This is a genomic window from Rhodococcus sp. G-MC3 (assembly GCF_030063335.1).
GTDB lineage: Bacteria > Actinomycetota > Actinomycetes > Mycobacteriales > Mycobacteriaceae > Rhodococcoides.
The window spans coordinates 145,182-164,693 of the sequence record NZ_JASISW010000003.1; the positions used below are offsets into that span (position 1 = coordinate 145,182).

The 19,512-nt window shown below is 63.3% G+C and carries 17 protein-coding genes; 6 read left to right on the plus strand and 11 right to left on the minus strand.

The features are described from left to right. Positions 1-62: 62 nt before the first annotated feature. Positions 63-1,427: an FUSC family protein gene (locus QMK17_RS04185; RefSeq protein WP_283507183.1), complete on the minus strand. Its 1,365-nt coding sequence runs from the start codon at positions 1,425-1,427 to the stop codon at positions 63-65. Positions 1,428-1,500: 73 nt separating this feature from the next. Between QMK17_RS04185 and QMK17_RS04190 the strand changes: the two genes are divergently transcribed. Continuing rightward, complete coding sequence (locus tag QMK17_RS04190; protein WP_283507184.1) at positions 1,501-2,001, plus strand: MarR family winged helix-turn-helix transcriptional regulator; 501 nt, start codon at positions 1,501-1,503, stop codon at positions 1,999-2,001. A gap of 69 nt (positions 2,002-2,070) precedes the next feature. On the opposite strand, the gene QMK17_RS04195 is transcribed toward QMK17_RS04190, so the two are convergent. Further along, the gene (locus QMK17_RS04195) at positions 2,071-2,697 is read right to left on the minus strand and encodes a lipocalin family protein (RefSeq protein ID WP_283507185.1); all 627 of its coding nucleotides are present in this window, start codon (positions 2,695-2,697) and stop codon (positions 2,071-2,073) included. 5 nt (positions 2,698-2,702) lie between these two features. Continuing rightward, positions 2,703-4,670: an MMPL family transporter gene (locus QMK17_RS04200; RefSeq protein WP_283507320.1), complete on the minus strand. Its 1,968-nt coding sequence runs from the start codon at positions 4,668-4,670 to the stop codon at positions 2,703-2,705. A 219-nt stretch (positions 4,671-4,889) separates the two neighbouring features. Here QMK17_RS04200 and QMK17_RS04205 point away from each other — a divergent pair, with 219 nt between their 5' ends. Both QMK17_RS04205 and QMK17_RS04210 read left to right on the plus strand, forming a co-directional pair. Further along, entirely contained in the window at positions 4,890-5,333 is a 444-nt protein-coding gene (locus QMK17_RS04205) for a MarR family winged helix-turn-helix transcriptional regulator (protein ID WP_283507321.1), read from the plus strand. 189 nt (positions 5,334-5,522) lie between these two features. After that, on the plus strand, positions 5,523-5,948 hold the full coding sequence (locus tag QMK17_RS04210; RefSeq protein ID WP_283507186.1) for an STAS domain-containing protein: 426 nt from the start codon (positions 5,523-5,525) through the stop codon (positions 5,946-5,948). Between the two features lie 25 nt (positions 5,949-5,973). Here the strand turns inward: QMK17_RS04210 and QMK17_RS04215 are convergent, their stop codons facing one another. The 5 genes from QMK17_RS04215 to QMK17_RS04235 form a co-directional block, all read right to left on the minus strand. Continuing rightward, positions 5,974-7,560, minus strand: a complete 1,587-nt coding sequence (locus QMK17_RS04215) for a phytoene desaturase family protein (protein ID WP_283507187.1) — start codon at positions 7,558-7,560, stop codon at positions 5,974-5,976. Then, positions 7,557-7,997: an SRPBCC family protein gene (locus QMK17_RS04220; RefSeq protein WP_283507188.1), complete on the minus strand. Its 441-nt coding sequence runs from the start codon at positions 7,995-7,997 to the stop codon at positions 7,557-7,559. The genes QMK17_RS04215 and QMK17_RS04220 overlap by 4 nt, the downstream gene beginning before the upstream one ends. A gap of 158 nt (positions 7,998-8,155) precedes the next feature. Continuing rightward, entirely contained in the window at positions 8,156-8,539 is a 384-nt protein-coding gene (locus QMK17_RS04225; RefSeq protein WP_283507189.1) for a universal stress protein, read from the minus strand. 29 nt (positions 8,540-8,568) lie between these two features. Then, positions 8,569-9,981 (minus strand): CitMHS family transporter, encoded by a 1,413-nt coding sequence (locus tag QMK17_RS04230; protein ID WP_283507190.1) that lies wholly within the window; start codon positions 9,979-9,981, stop codon positions 8,569-8,571. A 39-nt stretch (positions 9,982-10,020) separates the two neighbouring features. Then, positions 10,021-10,998: a Bug family tripartite tricarboxylate transporter substrate binding protein gene (locus tag QMK17_RS04235; RefSeq protein ID WP_283507191.1), complete on the minus strand. Its 978-nt coding sequence runs from the start codon at positions 10,996-10,998 to the stop codon at positions 10,021-10,023. Between the two features lie 150 nt (positions 10,999-11,148). Here QMK17_RS04235 and QMK17_RS04240 point away from each other — a divergent pair, with 150 nt between their 5' ends. Both QMK17_RS04240 and QMK17_RS04245 read left to right on the plus strand, forming a co-directional pair. Next, positions 11,149-12,699 carry a sensor histidine kinase gene (locus QMK17_RS04240; protein WP_283507192.1) on the plus strand — a complete coding sequence of 517 codons (1,551 nt, stop codon included), beginning with the start codon at positions 11,149-11,151 and terminating at the stop codon, positions 12,697-12,699. Between the two features lie 13 nt (positions 12,700-12,712). After that, entirely contained in the window at positions 12,713-13,375 is a 663-nt protein-coding gene (locus QMK17_RS04245; protein ID WP_283507193.1) for a response regulator, read from the plus strand. A gap of 129 nt (positions 13,376-13,504) precedes the next feature. On the opposite strand, the gene QMK17_RS04250 is transcribed toward QMK17_RS04245, so the two are convergent. Continuing rightward, complete coding sequence (locus QMK17_RS04250) at positions 13,505-14,254, minus strand: dienelactone hydrolase family protein (protein ID WP_283507194.1); 750 nt, start codon at positions 14,252-14,254, stop codon at positions 13,505-13,507. Positions 14,255-14,558: 304 nt separating this feature from the next. Between QMK17_RS04250 and QMK17_RS04255 the strand changes: the two genes are divergently transcribed. Next, positions 14,559-16,763 (plus strand): HNH endonuclease signature motif containing protein, encoded by a 2,205-nt coding sequence (locus tag QMK17_RS04255; RefSeq protein WP_283507195.1) that lies wholly within the window; start codon positions 14,559-14,561, stop codon positions 16,761-16,763. Positions 16,764-16,878: 115 nt separating this feature from the next. Here the strand turns inward: QMK17_RS04255 and QMK17_RS04260 are convergent, their stop codons facing one another. Further along, positions 16,879-17,829 (minus strand): proline dehydrogenase family protein, encoded by a 951-nt coding sequence (locus QMK17_RS04260; protein ID WP_283507322.1) that lies wholly within the window; start codon positions 17,827-17,829, stop codon positions 16,879-16,881. Further along, the gene (gene pruA / locus QMK17_RS04265) at positions 17,820-19,469 is read right to left on the minus strand and encodes an L-glutamate gamma-semialdehyde dehydrogenase (protein ID WP_283507196.1); all 1,650 of its coding nucleotides are present in this window, start codon (positions 19,467-19,469) and stop codon (positions 17,820-17,822) included. Before pruA ends, QMK17_RS04260 begins: the two co-directional genes overlap by 10 nt. Between the last annotated feature and the right edge of the window lie 43 nt (positions 19,470-19,512).

Below are 19,512 nucleotides of genomic sequence, written 5' to 3' on the forward strand. Positions count from 1 at the left end.
GAATGGACCATGGCAACGGTTAGACGGTTGCAATGGTCCATTCATGCTGGTGGGGCGAGAGCTCAAGACAGATGCTGGCGATCCCCGATCTCGATAGTGACCGCCGCGATGACGATGCCGATGACAACGCCGATGAGGGTGTCGCCGATGCGGCTCAGGGCGACGGCTGGATCGAGGTGCCCGGCCAGACCGGTGAGTAGAAGAGCCATCGGTGTGATCGCCAGCGACGTGAGGCCGTAATTCTTCACCACGAGGAGTTCGGCGGCGACCTGGAAGATCACGATCGCGACCATCGTCTGCCAGTAGCCGAACGACAGTGCGATGAGTCCAGCAGCGATGGCGGCACCGCCGACATTGCCCAACAGTCGCTGGATTCCGCGCTGCACGGTGGTGCTGAACGTGATGCCCTGCATGGCAGCCATTGCGCCCATCGTTGCCCACATGGGATGTTCGAATCCGAAAGCTGTTGCACACCAGGCCGCCAGCGCCGCGGCAGCAGCAATGCGAAGCGCATTCACGACGAGTGAGCGTGTGCGGAGCCGGCCCAGACCGTCGCCGAAGAAGTTCCTGGGACGTGCGTCGAGTTCGTCGGCGCGAACCGGCAGGGCGTCGTAACGTCGCATGCGGCGGAGCTTGCGTTCGTGGGCCAGTACGTTTGTGGCGTGGGTCGGATCGTCGCCGCGGGCCCAGGCGTCGAGCAGGGCTTCGGCGTCGTCGAGCAATGTCACCAAACTCAGGCTGTGAGCACTGCGGCCGCCGTTGAGGCTGACGACCGTTCTGGCCCGCGCGATCGCGGCCCGTGCCGGCTCGTCGCGCCGGGAGTCGACAGCGGCGAGCGCCCGGGCGACGGCGAGCTGAGCTGGGCCTACAGGGTGAAGCAGGGCGGGCAGCATGGATATCGTCCAGCCGATGACTGCGCCGAGGGCCACGGTGAGGAAGACGGTCAGGATGTCGGCCGCTGAATGCGAGAATCCGACGGCTGCCGTCGTCGAGAAGATCAAGATGATTGCACCGGGTCCGTTGATGGCGAACGCGGCGAGCGTGAGAGTGCCGATTCCGGCGCCGACGGAGATCAGAATTACTTGCAGGGCCGACGACGATGTCGCGGCTCCCAGCGCAGCGCCGAGCGTGGCGTAGATGACGATGAGCGCGGCGACCAGGGCGAGTTTGCCGGCGCGGCGCGGGTAGGGCTCGTACCGGCCGAATGCCGAGCACAGAGAACCGAGTGCGGCGAAGCCTGCGAGGTCAGGGCGGTTCAACAGTCCGCCGCCGATCAGAACCACAGCAACGATGATGCCGACTCTCAGCGCAGGCGCGATGGTGGCGTCCGCTCGCCCGACGGACAGTGCCTGACGCCAGGTTCGGCCCGATACGACATGGGCGAGCGCGGTGCGGGAGTGTGCGATGCGGTCGATGGGTGTAATCACTTCTGAAAGTTTACATATGTTTCACTAGTAAAATGAATTCTGAAGACTGTGATGTTCGACGTAGCGTGTCCCCATGATCCCGGCGCAGCAATCAGGCGGAGATTTCGTCGACCATGTCCGTCGAGAGTGGACCGCGACGTTTCCCGATGTCGACACCTCCGCAATCGAGGTGCTGGCGCGGATCGGCCGGATTGCGTCGAAGGCAAACCACCTTCTCGATCTGACGCTGGTTCCGCTGGGAGTCTCACGCGCCGAGTTCGACGTCCTCAGTGCTATCCGCCGCGCGGGCAGGCCGTTGCGCGCAAGCGAGGTGACGTCCGTGACGCTCCTCAGTGGAGCGTCGACGACGAAAATTTCCGAGCGCCTCGTCAAGGACGGCATGATCGAGCGTCTGCGGTTCGAACGAGATGCACGGGTGGTGTTGCTCGCACTCACCGATTCCGGCCGCGATCTCGTCGATCGAGTGTTCCCGGTCCGGCTCGCGCGGGACCGGGAACTGCTCGAGGGGCTCGATACCGACGAACTGGCAACTCTCGCAGGATTACTGCGGAAAGTTGCGTCGAATGTGGAGTAGTGCGGCTTCGCCGCATGTGCGCGGAAATACGTCGCAGGGGAAGCATTTCCGCGCACGTGCGCGCAGCGCCTACACCGTCGACAGTGGCTGAATGCCGGTGGCTCCACCCGGCGTAGGCGACGTGAGAACGAACGTCGAGTTGTAGCCCTTCGATTCCACGACCGAGCGGATCTCACGGAACTTGTCGGGGCTTACCTCCGGTGAACGCGAGAGGATGAATCCCGACGTCCGAAGCGGGTCGCCGACGAGTGCCCACGAGTAGTCGTCGGCGATGTACGCCACGATGTAGTTGGTGGCGCCTTCGGGGTTTTCCTGCGTCGGGACGCCTGGGAAGCTCACGTGCAGCTGCGCATTGGTGGCGGTGTCGTTGACGCGAGCGTTGCCGATGATTCGGTTCTGTTCACCCGACCATGTGGTGCACGTATTCTCGACGCGAATGTTCATCGGGTCGATCAGCGAGTAGATCGCCTGGGTGTCGCGCGCGCATTCGAGGTTGAACGGCTGCGGCACTGCCGCCACCTGGTTCCACGTGCCGAGGTACCGCGCCACGTCGAGGGAGGGAACCGGGGTCAGAGGCTCGAATCCTGCAGATCCGGACGGTGCCGGCGCGGCCTGGGCGGTCCCGCCTGCGGCGAGAAGGCCAACGGTGGCTGCAGCCAGTGCGAAACCTCGGAAGATCGTCGAACGTGTCTTCATGAATCTCACTCCTTCTGTCCCACCAGTTCGCCACCGCTGGAATCGATTTTGCTCGGCCACCATATCCCCGGGCCGACAAGGGTGAACATCGCTGGAATGACCAGTGTGCGCACGACGAACGTATCGAGCAGAATGCCGAGGCCGACGATTATCCCCAACTGCGTCAACGTGATCAGCGGCAGGATGCCGAGAACGCAGAACACTGCAGCGAGCACGATGCCTGCGCTGGTGATGACACCGCCCGTCGCACCGACTGCCTGCACGATCGCGACGCGGGTGCCGTGCCCTGGCACCTCTTCTCGGGTGCGCGTGACCAGGAAGATCGTGTAGTCGACGCCGAGCGCCACCAGGAACAGGAACGCGTAGAGGGGAACGTTGTCGTCGAGCGCCGGGAATCCGAAGACGTTGCTGCTCACCAGGCTTCCGATCCCCAGTGCGGCAAGAGCGCTCAACACCGTCGTTCCGACGAGAATCAACGGGGCAACCAGGGACCGCAGCAGAGCGATCAGGACGGCCAGGACGACGATCAGAATCGCGGGCACGACGACGAGCCGGTCGCGGGCCGCGGCGTCGCTCGTGTCGAGGGCCTGAGCGTCGCTGCCGCCGACGAGAGCCCCGTCGATGTCGGTGAAGTGTGCGCGTAGGTCTTCCACCGCGGCGAACGCCTCGGCCGACGCCGGTGCCGTATCGGTGACGACGGACCATCTCGTCAGGCCGTTGCCGGAATCCGCGACGCGCTCGAACGAGGTCACAGCGTCGACGCTACCGAGAGAGGTTTCGACCTGCATTGCCGAATCCGTCGGGGCGACAACAGTGGTCGGATCCGCGAGCCCTGCCGGGAAGTGCTCGGCGAGAGCGTCGAATCCTTCGACGGATTCCGCGGTGACTCGGAACTGCTCGGTCTGCGACAGTCCGATCTCGGTTCCGAACAGTGCTGCGGCGCAGGCAATCAGCACAACGATCGTGATCGACGCGGTGCGCCTCGGATGACGTGCCACGGCGGCGGCCACCGAATGCCAGCGCCCTTCCTCGGCGGTGTCCTTGTCGGTGATCTTCGGCATGAACGGCCAGAACAGTTTCGGTCCACACAGCGCGAGCAGCGGCGGCAACACGAGTAGGACGAACACTGCTGCGACGATGAGTCCCGCAGCCGAAAGAGCGCCCAGGCTGCGCGTGCTGGGAAGGATGGCGAGCAGCAGGGTGAGAAGTGCCAGTACGACGGTTGCGTTGCTGGCAAGAATGGCGGGGCCCGCATGTCGGACGGCGCGCGCGAGTGCAACGCGGTGATCGTCGGGGTCTCGTCGAAGTTCTTCTCGGTAACGCGAGATGAGCAGCAGCGCGTAGTTGGTGCCTGCGCCGAAGACCAGCACGCTGGTGATGCCGGAGGTGGAACCGTCGAACGACAGGCCCGTTACCTCTGAGAGTGCTGTTCCCACCGACGATGCGACGCGGTCGCCGAGACCGATGACGATGAGCGGTACCAGCCACAGGATCGGCGATCGGTACGTCACGATCAGCAGGATCGCGACGACGAGTGCCGTCACGGCCAGCAACGCGAAGTTGGCACCGGAGAAAGAGTTCGCGATGTCGGCGCCGAATGCGGGGCCACCGGTGACCTGGGCGAGGAGGCCATCAGGTAAGCCGTCGCCAGCAGATTCCCGTAGTGAGGTGACGGTGTCGTTCAGATCGAAGCCGGACAACGACGAGTCGACCTGCACGATACCGAGAGCAGCCTTGCCGTCGGGCGCAGGAATCAGCCCCGACCCATCGAGGCGCCCCAACGCCGCCGTGCCTGCATCCAGGTCGGATGGGGTGAGTTCGGATCCGTCGTCCTTGGTGACAACAAGGAGGACAGGTTGCGAGTCGGAACCGGGGAACTGCGTCAGTAGCTCCGTGACCTGCGCGGACTCGGCCGCCGGGGGTACCGAGGATGGCGCTTGACCTGCAGAATCGTTCTCTCCGACGAGCGCCATGAAGCCCAGCGACACAATGACGACGGCAAGAGACAGTGCCCACGAGCGGCGAGAAGTGACAATTCGGGCGAATCGGATCCAGAAGTCCACCCGCAAACAATCTCAGAAACTTAACTATTAAGCAACTGAGGGATGCGGGGTGGTTCCCGCGGGATAGTCTGTCCGTTGTTCCAGTGCGGCGAAGGGAAGACAGTGTCAAAGCGTAGTGAGCTCGAGTCGATGATCTCATCGGACGTGCGCGCGCTGTCTGCTGTCTCCGAGGAGATCGGCCGGGTGTTCGCTTCGCAGCACGAGTTGCGGTCCAACGATTTTCGAGCACTTCTGCTGATCATGGTCGCCGATGTCGAGGGTGCTCCGCTGACCGCGGGCGAACTCGGAAACAAGCTTGGCTTTTCGTCCGCTGCGATGACCTACCTCGTCGAGCGGATGATCGAATCCGGCCACATTCGGCGAGAGAAGGATGCAGCGGACCGTCGTAAGGTAATCCTCCGCTATGACGCCCATGGCATGGAGGTCGCGCGCGGGTTTTTCGGGCCACTCGGCGCCCGAACCAGCGGTGCGCTTGCGGGTCTTCCTGACGCGGATCTTGCTGCGGCACATCGTGTTTTCGGCGTTCTGATCGACGCGATGCGTGTTCATCACAACGAATTGCAGGCCGGTTGAAACGGTTCAGGATCGAACTCGAATACACCTTTCGAAAGCTGTACGAGACGTCGATTTTGCAGTAGGGTGATCACTGGTTGAGCTAACAGCCGTTGTCGGGAGAAACTCCCAGGGTGTTCCTCAGTCGCATGACGGTCTGTCGCCACACCCCTATGCAGTTCCTCCCTGTCGATCGACGATGGGATAGCTATGACTGTTACTTCACAGAACTTGAACGACGAAGGCACTACGCGCTCGCAGGCATCGCGCTCGCAGGCATCGGAAACTTCGGTTGCCGTGGCTGCAACGGGTGCAATTTTCAGCTCAACCCCTGCCGGTTCGGATTCTCTCTTGGTCACCGTGCACGGTGATATCGACATGCGAAGCGCGGACACACTGTCCGACTACGTGTGCTCGCGAGTCCAAAGCGGCGTCCGTTTGGTGTTCGATCTGTCCGATGTCGATTTCTTCGGTATCGCAGGTCTGACTGTCTTCACCGCCCTCGATGACGCTGTCGAAGCGGCGGGCTCGAGCTGGTGCCTCGTCGAAGGTCATCCAGTGTTCCGGTTGCTCGAAGCCGCATCTGCAATTCCGAGTGTCCAGCGGTTCAGGCGAGTGGAAGACGCACTCGCCTGACCCCTGCTTACCGGCAAGATCAGCTTCAACGGGTGACCAGCTCCAGCAAGGAGCTGGTCACCTTTTTGCGTACGGCACCCAGCAGCCCTTGCTGCCCCAACGCTGCTCGCGCCGCATTCATCCCCGCCGCGCCGTGCACCCCGCCCCCTGGATGCGCCGATGCGCTGCCGAGGAACAAGTTTTCGACGGGTGTCTCCGAACGTCCGAGTCCTGGTGTCGGACGAAAGATCAGTTGCTGCTGAAGCTGCGCGGTTCCGCCGTTCACCGCACCGCCGTAGAGATTCGAATCGGCATCGAAGAGATCCGAAGGGCGCTGAACAACCTGCCCGACGATCGACGAAGTGAACCCGGGAGCATGCTCCTCTAGCACTTCCCGTGCTCGTTCGGCGATCGTGTCGGCCGACGCATCATCGGTGACCCCCCGCGGTAGATGCGTGTACGCCCAAGCGCTTTCGGTTCCCATCGGCGAACGCGTCGGATCCGCCGTTGTCATTTGCCCGAACAACATGAACGGGCGCTTCGGCAGAACGCCGGTGGACAAGTCCGTCGTCCACCGGAGGAGGCCGTCGTCGTCGGCACCGAGGTGGACCGTTCCTGCGAGCGACAGGCTCTTCGATCGCCACGGGATGGGACGGTCGAGCGCGTAGTTCACTTTCACGACGGGGGTGTCCCATTCGAACTTGGCGAGATCGTCGTGCATCCGCCGCGGAATTGCATCCGCGGGGAGCAGATCCTGGTAGAGCATCGGCGCGGAGACGTCGGCGATGATTGCCCGACGAGCGCGCACGGTATCACCGGAAGCAGTGTGCACGGTGGTTGCTCTGCCGTTCTCGATACCGATTCTCGTCACTGCACTACCGCACCGTAGCTGCGCGGATCCAGTTCGTCGGACGAGCGCGGCGGTCAGCTCCCCGGCGCCGCCCTTGGGAACCGGAAAGCCGACGTCCTGGGCCATCATCGTCAGCAGATAGCCCATGGCACCGCTCACCGGAGCGTCCATCGGAGCGTCTCCGTGCATAGCGTTTCCGAGTAGCAGGCAACGCGCAGCCGTGCTGTGGAAGGTTTCGTGTGCCATCGTGCGCGCAGGCAGCGACATGAAGCGAGCGAAGCGAAGTGTGTCCGCGGCGCCGAGTTCTCGCGCCAACGAGGCCGCAGCCTTCACCGGAGGAAAGGGGCCGAAGAACGCGTCGACCAGCGGTTTCTTGATTCTTGTCCACTGCTCGAACAGTTCGAACCAGGCATCACCATCGCGGCGATCGTATTCGGCGAGCGCGGCAGCGGTGTCGGCGACATTCGGCAGCACGACGGGTGCGTCCTCGTCGTCAGCGGAACGAGCGTGGCCGAATGCTGCCGGCGAGCGTGACCACACGAGACCGTGGTTCTCCAGGTCGAGGGCGGTCATGGCAGGAGACGATGCGCCGAGCGGATAGAACGCGCTGAACAGATCGCTCGTGTATCCGGGCACCAGCTCGGCGCTGCGCACAGCACCACCGGGTTCGGGACCGGCCTCGACAATCACCACGTCCCAGCCTGCATCGGCAAGGGCTGCTGCGGCGACGAGACCATTGTGTCCGGCCCCGATGACGACGGCATCGGCTGTAGTGGTGGTCATGACGGCGAAGACGACCTTTCCGCGAGAAGTGCCAGACGCCTGAGGGCCTCGCGGTTACGAGGGTGCACCAACGCGTGCTGGACGGCGTCGGGCACCAGGCTGATCGGAGGAGTCAGTGCATGCTCGATCATCTCGATTCGGCACCCGGCGGCAAGGGGCAGTAGGCGAATCGTCACACTTGCCGCACCGAAAGGAAGAGCTCGTGCCTCGAGTGAAAGCTCACGGCCCTCATGCAGTCCGGTGACCCGAGTGTGGTCACTGAGGACCACCGGCCAGATGCCGACCGAATGATGGATACGACTGCCCACGGACGGCCAGGCCGGATCCACCGCGCGGATACGCGAGGCGCCGACCACCCACGTTGCGTACGCCCAGCCGTCAGCCAGTACGTCCCAGACCTGCTCGACCGTTGCCGATGATTCCCGTGTTGTCGCCATCCTTGGCGGTTGCCCACCACACGGCGATACGAAACCGCGTTTCGCTCACACCTCGATCGGGAAGGTACAGCAGTAGTACCCGATCTCGTCCGGACGAGATTGGGTATCAGATCCCGCGGGTTGAACACACAGCCTGCGGGATCGCTGTTACCCAGAAACTAGCGAGACTTCACGAGAAGAATTTCCACCGGAATCTCGAGCAGCAGTCGCTGCACAGTCTGGCCCATCAAGAACTTGCCGACGGCACTGCGGTGACGAGATCCGATGACCACGAGTTCGGCGTCGACCTTGTCGATCAACGCGAGAAGGGTCGACGTCGAGTCGGGATCGGGTTGCGCGGCCTCGACGCGGGCATCGGGGGCGACGGCACGCACTGCAACTTGCACAGCCGCAACTTCCTGGGCCTGAGCCCCCGGGTCAGGGGAGCCCGACAGTGCATGTACCACAACGAGATCGGTAGCGCGGGTGCGTGCCTCTCGGACGCCCGCGACGAGTGCGGAGCGGCCCTCGTCGGATTGATTGTGTACGACGGCGACGGTCATGATGAACTCTTTTCAGTAGTGGGTCGGGATCAGCCGAAGGGGATCTGTCCGAGGGCGATACCCACGACCAGCATGGTCAGCGAGACGACCGCGGCTCGCCAGAGCACCTTCTTGTGATGATCGGCGAGGGAGACACCGGCGAGGGTGACCAGGAGCAGGATCGCCGGCACCAGCGGGCTCTGGAGGTGGACCGGCTGGCCGGTGATCGAGGCACGAGCCATTTCGACAGGCTCGATGCCGTACTGCGCAGCAGTTTCCGTCAGAACCGGGAGGATGCCGAAGTAGAAGGCATCGTTGGTCATGAAGAACGTCAGCGGCATGCTCAGAACCCCGGTGATGCCGGCGAGGTAGGGGCCCATCGCGGAGGGGATGACGTTGAGCAGCCACTCGGCCATGGCCTCGACCATGCCGGTTCCCTGGAAGACTCCGGTCAGTACTGCAGCAGCGAGAACCATGGCGACGACGGAGACGATCGACGAGGAGTGACGGGAGATGGCTTCGCCCTGCTCCTTGACGCGGGGGAAGTTGACGGTCAGCGCGATCGACGCGGCGATCATGAACAGAACCGGGATCGGCAGGATGTCCATGACGAGGACGACGAGAAGCGAAACCGTCAGAGCAGCGTTGAACCACAGCAGCTTCGGGCGCAGGGTGGGGCGTTCGGGATCGAGGCCGTCGAAGAACTGTCCCGACTCGCCTTTTGCGTCGCCGCCGGACGTGCCGCTGCCGTTCTTGCCGCTGCCGTTTTCACCGCTGCCCTTTTTACCGCGGCCGCCCTTGCTGGTCGAGCCACCGCCGGTGGCGACCAACTCGGGCTCGTAGACGAGTGCGCCGATGCGGCGACGCTCCATGATGCCCAGGTGTACGGCGAAGAGCAGGACGATGACGAGTCCGGCGATCATCGAGGGCACCATCGGGATGAAGACGTCGGAGGGGGAGATGCCGAGCGCGGAAGCAGCGCGAACCGTCGGGCCGCCCCACGGGATGATGTTCATCGTGCCGTTGGCGAGGCCGGCGACGACCGTCAGGATCACCGGGCTCACACCGAGTTTGAGATACAACGGCAACAGTGCAGAGGTGACGATGATGAACGTGGTGGAGCCGTCACCGTCGAGCGAGACGACCATGGCGAGGATCGCAGTTCCCAGCACGAGTTTCATGGGGTCGTTGCGAACCACTTTGAGGATGCCGCGGACCAGCGGATCGAACAGTCCGACGTCGATCATGATTCCGAAGAAGATGATCGCGAAGAACAGCAAGGCCGCGGTGGGCGCAAGTGTCTTGATGCCGTCGGTGATCATGTCGCCGATACCGAGCCCGGCGCCGGCGAAGAGACCGAATGCCACCGGTACCAACGTCAGTGCGACGACAGGCGTTGCGCGCTTCGTGAGAATCAAATACATGAAGACGGCGACCATGAGGAAGCCCAGTATCACGAGCATGGGAGTACTCCTTTGTACGAGCAGGTTGATGTGGAGAGATCAGCTGTGGGACGAGACGGGCAGGGTCTCGTGCACGAATGCTGCTTGTTCGCTGATGAATTCAGCAAAGTCGTCGCCGGTCAGGATGGAGCTTCGCCATCCGTTGCGGGTGAGGACGTCCTGCCAGGCGGCCGAGTCGTCGAGATCTCGGATGCGGTCGGTCCAGACATCGAGTTGCTCGTCGGTGAGGCCCGGCGGAGCCAGGAGGCCGCGCCAGTTCGCGAAGACGACATCGACTCCGGCTTCGCGAGCCGTCGGGGCATCGATCACCTCGACTCGCTCGGCGGTGCTGATCGCAAGTGCACGAACGGTTCCCGCCGTGATTTGATCCAGGTATTCGCTGACGCCCGTCGTCGCGACGTCGATGTCGCCGGTCAGCAGAGCGGGCAGCAATTGTCCGCCCCCTTCGAACTGTCGATAGTACGACGCCTCGGCGTCGACGCCGATTGCTCGCGCGAGCAGTACACGGAACAAACCATCCGGGCCGCCCTCTGCCGAACCACCGGCAAACTTGAGTCCGGCAGGATCGGCGCGCCAGGCGGATACAAGATCCGACATGGTCTGCAACGGTGAGCTCGCGGGGACCAGAACAACTTCGGGTTCTTCGAGCAGCTTCGCGATGGGTGCCACGTCTGCGATCGAGCGGTCCGAGATGGTCGTCTCCAACGCGCCGATCAACCCCAAGCCCATGACCATCGCGAGATCGGGATTGCCGACCTCGAGAGCCAAGCGACCGAGCCCGACGACGCCTCCCGATCCGGGAAGCACGACGACGTCGTAATCGGTGTCATCGGTTGCGAGAGTCTGAGTGAGATTACGAGCGGTGAGGTCGTAACCACCGCCTGCATCGGAGGGCACCACGAAACGGACGCGCGCGTTGCCCTCGGAACCGGAGAACACGGCCGGTTCCGAAGAGCATCCACCCACGAGTATCGCCAGCGAGACGCACAGGGCGCTTGCTGCGTTTCGACGCTTCATTGTGGGCACCCTCGAAGTGAACAACACTTTGTGACTGTGGTCACCCTTGCGGCCACAGTTTCTATTGTGTCCATTGTGCTCACAGTCTTTCGTCACTGTGGTCGTACGGATTCGGCATTTGCCTCGGCTACCCCGACGTAGGGTCCATTGGTGCGCAGAACCACGCTCGCCACCCAGCTGCTCAGATTGCAGCTGCTCATCGTGGTGGTTGTTCTCGTTGCGATCGGTGGCCTGTCCCTCGCTCAATCGTCGGCAGCCTTTCAGCGTGACGCGGGCCGGCGGGCACAATCGGCTGCGGAGACGCTGGCTGCCAATCCCGTCGTACGTCAGTTGTTGCCTTCGGCGCAGCCGCGTATCCGCACCGGACTGCAGAGCGCGGTGGAGTCGGTTCGTGCGGTCTCCGGACTCGACTACGCTCAGCTCACCGGTGTGGACGGTGTTGTTGTGCTGTCGACGGTGCCAGAACAGGTCGGTTCGGAGTCCCCGTCTTCTGCTCGTGGGTCGACGGTCGGGCTGACTGATACGTCCTTCGGGAAAGCTGTCGAGGCGCACGTACCCGTGCTCGACGACACCGGCACACTCGTCGGGACGGCAGTGGTCGGTGATCGTTACCCGTCGGCGTTCGACCGCTTCCTGCAGGCCGCGCCGAACCTGATCGTCTACCTTGCCGTCGCATCGGTGCTGGGCGGTGTTGGGTCGGTGCTGTTGGCCCGGCGAGTGAAGCGGCAGACGCTCGGCATGGAAGCGAGCGAGATCCTCGACCTCGTCGGCCAACGCGAAGCCATGCTCCGCGGATTGAAGGAAGGCGTCATCGCACTGGATCCGCATGGGCGCGTGTTGTTGATGAGCGAGAGTGCACACGACCTGTTACAAATCGAACGAGGAAGCAAAGGGCGCACGGTCGACGAACTCGGGTTGACCGATCGACTTCGCGACGTCCTGGTCGGCATCGAGGTCACAGCCGACGAGATCGTTTTGGTCGGGGACCGGGTTCTCGTCCTCAACACAGTTCCGATCGTGTCCAAGGGTAGAGCGGTCGGTACCGTCACCACGTTCCGTGACCGCACCGAACTCACCGACGTCGAAGAGGAACTCGGCGTGACGAAAACCAGCTCGACGGCGTTACGTGAACACATTCACGAGTTCGACAATCAGCTCCACACCATCTCAGGGCTTGTGCAGTTGCAGGAGTACGACGAGGTGGTGCGCTACGTCGATGGGTTGACGGCCAGGCGGGACGACGCCACTTCCGCGGTGACCGATTCGGTGTCCGACGTCAGCGTCGCAGCGCTCCTGATCGCGAAGATCGGTGCGGCTGCCCATCGTTCGGTAGTGGTGTCCATCGATGACGGTTCGACGCTCGGTCCCCACGGCGGAGCCCTCTCCCGTGACCTGTGCACCGTGCTCGGTAATCTCGTCGACAATGCCGTGACCGCATGCGAGGGCAGAGTGCGAATCTCACTCCGGGAGGATGACCGGCAGATCGAGATCAGGGTGCTCGACGACGGCAAGGGGGTCGCGCAGGGCGACCGAGGAAAGATTTTCGAACAAGGTTGGAGTACAAAAGGTTCGGCGAATACCGGTCATGGATTCGGTCTGGCGCTCGTGCGGCTGGTCTGCCGACGTCGGGGCGGGGACGTCTCGGTGAGCTCGGACGGCGAGTGGACCGTGTTCCGTGCCTACGTCGAGGAGTTGCAATGATGGAGTTTTTCAGGTGATACGCGTTCTGGTGGTCGACGACGATTTCATGGTCGCCAAGGTTCATTCCGGGTTTGTCGGCAAGACAGAGGGTTTCGAGGTGTGCGGTATCGCGCACAGCCCTGAGGCGGCTGTCGAAGCCGTCGGTTCGCTGCGGCCGGATCTCATCTTGCTCGATGTTCACCTCCCCGGCGCCAGTGGGCTCGATTTGATCTCCGCGTTTCGCGAATCGGCGCCCGACGTCGACATTCTCGTCATCACCAGCGAGCGTGAGGTCGCTTCGGTGCAGAAGGCTCTTCGAAGCGGGGTCGTGCACTACCTGATCAAACCGTTCAAATTCTCGGTACTGCAAGCGCGCCTTGATCAATACCGGACAACGCGGCAGAGTCTGGGTGCTACCGATGAAGCCGAGCAGGCAGCAGTGGACAAGGCCTTCGGCGTGTCGGGCGCGGAAGCAGATCTGCCCAAGGGGCTTTCGCGTGAGACGCTGGTATTGGTGGAATCGACGCTCCGCGGTGTGGACGCGCCGATCTCGGCCACCGACATGTCCGAGAGGTCGGGGATCTCGCGCTCCAGTGCGCGACGATATCTCGAGTACCTCTCAGGCATCGGGCGGGTCACGGTGTCGTTGGACTACGGGAACGTCGGGCGGCCGGAGCGGTTGTACCGACGGAAGTGAAGTGTCAGGTTCGAGTTGGGCATGGAACTGCGCGGGTACGACGACGAAGCGCGACAATGCGGGACCGCGCCTGGCAGTACGCATTTGGGAAGCTGTCCTAGTTCGAGGTTCGACTTTCGATCCGGACTTTCAGCTGTCGACGAGGGTGCCGGCGAGCAGCGGGAGCAGTCGGTCCCAGTGGCACTGAAGTGCGGAGGGGTTGAAAGCATCGGTGTCGGACATGCTGTAGCCGTGGATGGTGCCGGGATAGATCTCGGTGGTGTAGCCAACCCCCGCGGCGTCAAAGGCTTTGGTGAGCTCGTTCATCGCCTCGAGTGACATGTCGTTTTCGGAGAGGCCCAGATAGACCTGAGCGGCGACCTTGGAGACGAGTCGATGTGGGCTGTCGGACTCGTCGGTTACCAGGAAGCCTGGGTGGAATCCAGCGACGGCGGCCACCTGGTCGGGGTTTGCAGCTGCGGTCCGGATCGCCAAGGCGGCACCAATGCAGTAGCCGACAACCGCGAACGGACCATCGCTGACCTCGGGTTGGGTGGTGAGGAAGCCGAGGTAGGCGTCGGCGTCTCGCAGAGCGCGCTCGGTGGTGTGCGTCTCGATCAAAGGCATCAGCTGACCGATGACCGCCGGCCGGATCTCTTCTCCAATGTGTTCTGGAAGTTCGAGAACCGGTGCCGGACCATGCCGGTAATAAAGATTGGGGACGAGTACGAAGTACCCGTTCTCGGCCAGATCGCAGGCCATTTTCTCGAGTACAGGTCGCACGCCGAAGGCGTCCGTGTACATCAGCACCCCAGGGTGCCGCTCGCCGTCGTCGAGGAAGGCGGCGAATGCGTCGGCTCGACCGTCGTCAGTGGGAATGTTCAGAGTTTTGGTAATCATGAAGTCTCCTGTCGTAGTTGATTTTTCAAATGTTTTCAATCAACACGAAAGGGGTGGGGCTCGCGCAACTGCGAGAGATGCTGGATCGAGCTGTAGGCCCTTGCCGGCCCGTGTGGCGCTCAAAAGGGCGCCGGGTAACCGATCTGTGTGTGGCGCAGGGCCGTCCCGGTGGTCATCGTCGTCGAGGCTAGCTGAATTAGTCCTGGCCCGCACGTGTTGCCGTGCGATTTCTAGCCTCGCGTTGGCGGCGGCTGTGGGGGCATGCCGCGAGTTCTTGTCGGACCTCCGGCGTATATTCGAAAGTATGTTCGATACGGGGGTTTCGGCGGGGGACGTCGCGAGTGGTGAAGTGGGTGTCGATGCTGCTTGCTCGCGGGTTGTCGATGACGCAGTCGCGGCAGGACTATTGGGGTTTTCGGCGCGCAGCCGGGTCGCGGAGAACATCGCGCGGGCGAAGGTGGTGGAGTCGGCATGCGAAGTGGCCGAGATCCGTCTTGCTGCCGGTGAGGACGAGGGCGACGATCCGGCGACGGTGATGCGGTCGGTGGTGTGCGAGGTCGCGGCGGGGCTCAACGTGTCGCAGAAAGTGGCGAGCCCGTTCGTGGAGGTGGGGTCGGCATTGGACCGGTTGCCATTGACGTCGGTGCGGTTCGTGTACGGCAACCTCGATTGGGCACGGACGCAGGTGATCGCGCAGGTGTTGGGTAAAGCGTGCGATGCGACGATCAAGGCACTCGAGTTCGAGGCGGTCGCTGCAGCGGAATTCTTGGGGCCTCGGTCGTTGAGGCTGGAATTGTGGGCGCTCTGGGCGGAGCTCGACGAGGCGGAAGCGTCGGCGGCGAAGGGTACTGCGGTCAAGGGTGCTCGGGGGGTATCGATCAAACGTGAGGGTGACGGGACTTCGATGCTCGAGGCGACGCTGACCGACATCGAGGGTGCCGAAGCCGACGAGTTGGTGGAAGAAATCGCGGGGACTGTGTGCGCGCAGGATCCGCGGTCTGCGAAGTCGTTGCGTGCCGATGGGTTGTTGGCGTTGATTCACGGGGAGCATGCCCTCGAATGCAGGTGCGATCTGGGCGAGAACTGCCCGCAGTTCGGGGTGGCCGATCGCTCCGATGGACGGCGTGGGCACTTGCTGCAGATCGTGATCGATGTGGAGACGTTGCTTGGATTGACTTCGACACCAGCTCGTTTGGCGGATGGCACTCCGCTCGATTCGGAGGTGGCTCGGGTTTTGGCCGAGGATGCGCGGTGGCAGGGGTTGCTGACCGAACTGATCACTGCCCTCGCTGCACATGGAAGCGACAACACCGATACCAACCCGGAAGACGGTGCGGGTAACAGTTACGCAGCACCATTCGGTGCCGGGAAGGCCGGGGATTCACAAGCTGGACAGTCGAAGCCGAGCAGCTCGAAGGCGGGCGGTGCGAAGGCGGGCGGTGCGAAGGCTGATACCGCTAATCCCGCGAACGCGACATCAGCTGGTGCACAGTCGGGGTCAGCTGGTGCTGAGTCTGCCGATAACCCCGACGCAGAGCGTACCGATATGCAAGATGCAAAAAATGCCGCCACGCCTGGCAAGGGCGATGCGAAGAACAACGGTGCCGAGCCTGCCGGTGCCGAGAGCAACGACGCCGAGCCCGCCGGTGCCGAGCCCGCTGATGTGGAGCCCACGGATGCCGAGCCCGCCGAAGCTGAGTCCGCCGGCCCGACGTCGAAGGGCGGGATCAGGGTTCCGCGGCTGTTGTATCGCGGCCGGATCCGCCCGGCGGCGACGGTCCCACCCAGACCTGAGCGCACTCCCGGCAGCCCGAATCGGCCGCCGGCCTCGACCAGTGGGACGGTCAACGGCGCTGTCCGAGCACACGCGATCGCGGCGCTACTCTCTGCGATCGATAGAGACCCGGCACTCGCGAACGGAATTTTTCCTGACGGCCACGGCGGACTGGCCAGGCCTCCTGCAGGTGCGCTGACCTACACGCCATCCACTGCAGTCGCCGCACGAGTACGTATGACGTACCGGCGCTGCACCCATCCGGGATGCGAAATCCCCTCGACACGCTGCCAACTCGACCACATTGTGCCCTTCGACCACGACAGTCCTTCGCGCGGTGGGTGGAGTATCGAGACGAATCTGCATCCTGCCTGCGGGGGTCACCATCAACTGAAGACATCGAGAAACTGGACCATCGCGTATCTGGCCGGGGGTGCGATCCTGTGGACCAGCCGCGCCGGAATTCGCGCGATCAGCCTCCCCGAACTCGGCTGCCCTACTCCTCCGCGCAGCCGCAAGCGCCGCCGCAAAGCCGTCGATCCGGAACTGGATATACATGCTCTCACCTGGTGGGAGAGACACATGCCCGCTGACACACCGGAGCCGACCGCAGCCGATCAACGCGCCGCGGAAACAGACGATGCCCGCACCCGAATCCGACTGCTACGCCGACGACTTCGTGAGCATAAGACCATCCGAAAGCTCCGCAAGAACGCCGAACCCCCACCCTTCTGACGATGCCGCGGGCCTGAAATGCGCAGCAGTCCACGACACCGGCGGTGTACAGCACTGTCGGGACGGCAAGCAACCACCGAGTCACCGGCGGTCCCTCGACCGACTACCAGCCCGGCTACCCCCTCGACACGAGCGACCTCACGAAAAACATCAGATTCGCGGGCCTCTCCGCGAGCCGCCTCATGAAGTAGCCGTACCACTGGTTCCCGTACGGCACATACACCCTTACATGCTTGCCGTCGCCGACCAAACGTTGTTGCTCGGCGTCGCGGATTCCGTAGAGCATCTGATATTCGTACGAATCGACCGAGCGGCCGGTGTGGACGGCGAAACGGTCTGCCGCGTCGATCATCTCGGGATCATGCGATGCGACCATCGGATACCCTTGACCGTCCATCAGCACCTGCAGACACCGGACATACGAATCCGAAACGTCGGCAGGCTTCTGAAATGCAACCGATGGCGGCTCGTTGTAGGCGCCCTTGCACAACCGAATCCGTGACCGAGGGCCCGAGAACTCGCGGCAATCGGCCTCGGTGCGCTTTAGGTAAGCCTGCAACACAGTCCCCAGATCCGGAAAATCCTGCCGCAGAGTGCGAACGATGGACAGGGCAGAATCCGTAGTGGTGTGGTCTTCGGCGTCCACCGTCACCCACACTCCGGCCTTGTCGGCTGCACTGCAGATGATCCGCGCGTTCTCCAATGCCAGTGAGCTGTCGATTCCAAGACCCAGAGCCGACAACTTCACCGACACCTCCAACGCTCGCTCGCCGGCGTCGAGAGCCGAATATGCGTGCAGGAGCGACAGATACGCGTCGACGGTCGCCGAAGCCTGCGCCGCATCGGTGGTGTCCTCGCCCAGATAGTCCACCGAGACGAATCGGCCGGACGCCAGTAGAGATGCGACCGCGGCGACGGCGTCGGGCTCGGACTCCCCGGCGACGAACCGGTCGACCAGCTGCCTGGTGATCCGCATCTTGCTCATGGTTGCCCCGAGCCGAGGCGATCGCGCTGCCGCCAACAGCGCAGGACGCAGCGGATTGCTCAGAACAGTGGTCACTTGGATCCATCTCCGTCTTGGTGCGGGTAGGCATGCGCTGTCGGCGGCACGAAAGTCTCCTTGACCGTTCGAGCCGACGCCCAGCGGAGCAAGTTCTGCGGTGAACCGGCTTTGTCGTTGGTTCCGGATGCCCTGGCCCCGCCGAACGGCTGCTGCCCGACGACGGCACCCGACGGCTTGTCGTTGATGTAGAAGTTGCCTGCAGCGAAACGCAACGCCTTGTGCGCCTCGGCGACCGCGATGCGATCCTGGGCGATCACGGCTCCGGTGAGCGCGTACTTCGAGCCCGCATCGACCTTCTTCAGAATGTCGGCATAGGAATTGGCGGCAGAATCGTCGTAGACATGCACCGCGAGGATCGGCCCGAAGTACTCGGTGCTGAAGGCTTCGTCGGATGGATCGTCGCCGAGAAGAACTGTGGGGGAGACAAAGTAGCCTTCGGTGTCGTCACACGTTCCGCCGGCCGCAATGGTGAGGCTCGGCGTCGACTTCGCGCGATCGAGGGCAGCCGAATTGCGATCGAACGCCCGCTGATCGATGACGGCACCGCCGTAGTTGGACAAGTCTGTTACGTCACCGTACTTCAGCTGCGAGACCTGCTCGACGAAGGGATCGCCCATCTTCGACCAGACGGACTTCGGCACGAATGCCCGCGATGCTGCCGAGCATTTCTGGCCTTGGTAGTCGAAAGCTCCCCTGATGAGAGCCGTCGTCAGAACCTCTGGATCCGCCGAGGAATGTGCGAGAACGAAGTCCTTGCCGCCGGTCTCGCCGACGAGCCGCGGGTAGGTGTCGTAGTTCGAGATGTTGCTTCCCACCTCGCGCCACAAGTGCTGGAAGGTCGCCGTCGATCCGGTGAAATGGATCCCGGCCAAGCGGGGGTCGTTCAGTGCGACCTCGGAGACCAGAGGCCCGTCACCGAGTACGAGGTTGATGACGCCGGGCGGCAATCCTGCGGCTTCGAGCAGTTGCAGGGTCAGGTATGCGGCAACAGATTGCGTCGGCGACGGCTTCCACAGCACGGTGTTGCCCATCAGTGCAGGTGCGGTGGGCAGGTTGCCTGCGATGGCGGTGAAGTTGAACGGCGTGATCGCGTAAACGAACCCTTCCAGCGGCCGATACTCCACACGATTCCACACACCCGGCGAGGACACAGGCTGGTCGGCAAGGATCTGACGGGCGAACGCGACATTGAAGCGCCAGAAGTCGACGAGCTCACACGGGGCGTCGATCTCGGCCTGGTACGCGGACTTCGACTGCCCGAGCATCGTGGCTGCGGCGATCTTTTCGCGCCAGGGCCCGGCGAGCAGATCGGCCGCGCGAAGGAAGACTGCTGCACGGTCGTCGAAGGAAAGGTCGCGCCAGCCCGCTGCTGCCGCGGAGGCTGCTTCGATGGCATCGCGGACATCGTCATGCGTGGCATTGGCGAAGCTACCGATGACGGACGAATGCCGGTGAGGCTCGACGACGTTCTCACGCGACCCGGCGGCAACTCGGTGGACGCCCCCGATGACCTGGTGAATCTCCGTCGGGTTCGACTGCAATGCGTCGAGTTGGATCCTGAGGCGGCTTCGTTCCTGGCTGCCGGCGGCGTAGGAATTGACTGGCTCGTTGGTCGGGGTCGGTACCGAGGTGACGGCGTCCATGCTGGTCCTTCTTTCTCGACTGGTTGCCATCATTGAAGTCGGA

Coding starts and splice junctions, on each gene's coding strand:
- QMK17_RS04235 (WP_283507191.1), bottom strand. CDS start 10,998: ATGAAGCGTCGAAACGCAGCAAGCGCCCTGTGCGTCTCGCTGGCGATA.
- pruA (WP_283507196.1), bottom strand. CDS start 19,469: ATGGACGCCGTCACCTCGGTACCGACCCCGACCAACGAGCCAGTCAAT.
- QMK17_RS04255 (WP_283507195.1), top strand. CDS start 14,559: ATGTTCGATACGGGGGTTTCGGCGGGGGACGTCGCGAGTGGTGAAGTG.
- QMK17_RS04220 (WP_283507188.1), bottom strand. CDS start 7,997: ATGGCGACAACACGGGAATCATCGGCAACGGTCGAGCAGGTCTGGGAC.
- QMK17_RS04200 (WP_283507320.1), bottom strand. CDS start 4,670: ATGGCGCTCGTCGGAGAGAACGATTCTGCAGGTCAAGCGCCATCCTCG.
- QMK17_RS04230 (WP_283507190.1), bottom strand. CDS start 9,981: ATGCTCGTGATACTGGGCTTCCTCATGGTCGCCGTCTTCATGTATTTG.
- QMK17_RS04210 (WP_283507186.1), top strand. CDS start 5,523: ATGACTGTTACTTCACAGAACTTGAACGACGAAGGCACTACGCGCTCG.
- QMK17_RS04225 (WP_283507189.1), bottom strand. CDS start 8,539: ATGACCGTCGCCGTCGTACACAATCAATCCGACGAGGGCCGCTCCGCA.
- QMK17_RS04215 (WP_283507187.1), bottom strand. CDS start 7,560: ATGACCACCACTACAGCCGATGCCGTCGTCATCGGGGCCGGACACAAT.
- QMK17_RS04195 (WP_283507185.1), bottom strand. CDS start 2,697: ATGAAGACACGTTCGACGATCTTCCGAGGTTTCGCACTGGCTGCAGCC.
- QMK17_RS04205 (WP_283507321.1), top strand. CDS start 4,890: ATGATCTCATCGGACGTGCGCGCGCTGTCTGCTGTCTCCGAGGAGATC.
- QMK17_RS04250 (WP_283507194.1), bottom strand. CDS start 14,254: ATGATTACCAAAACTCTGAACATTCCCACTGACGACGGTCGAGCCGAC.
- QMK17_RS04190 (WP_283507184.1), top strand. CDS start 1,501: ATGATCCCGGCGCAGCAATCAGGCGGAGATTTCGTCGACCATGTCCGT.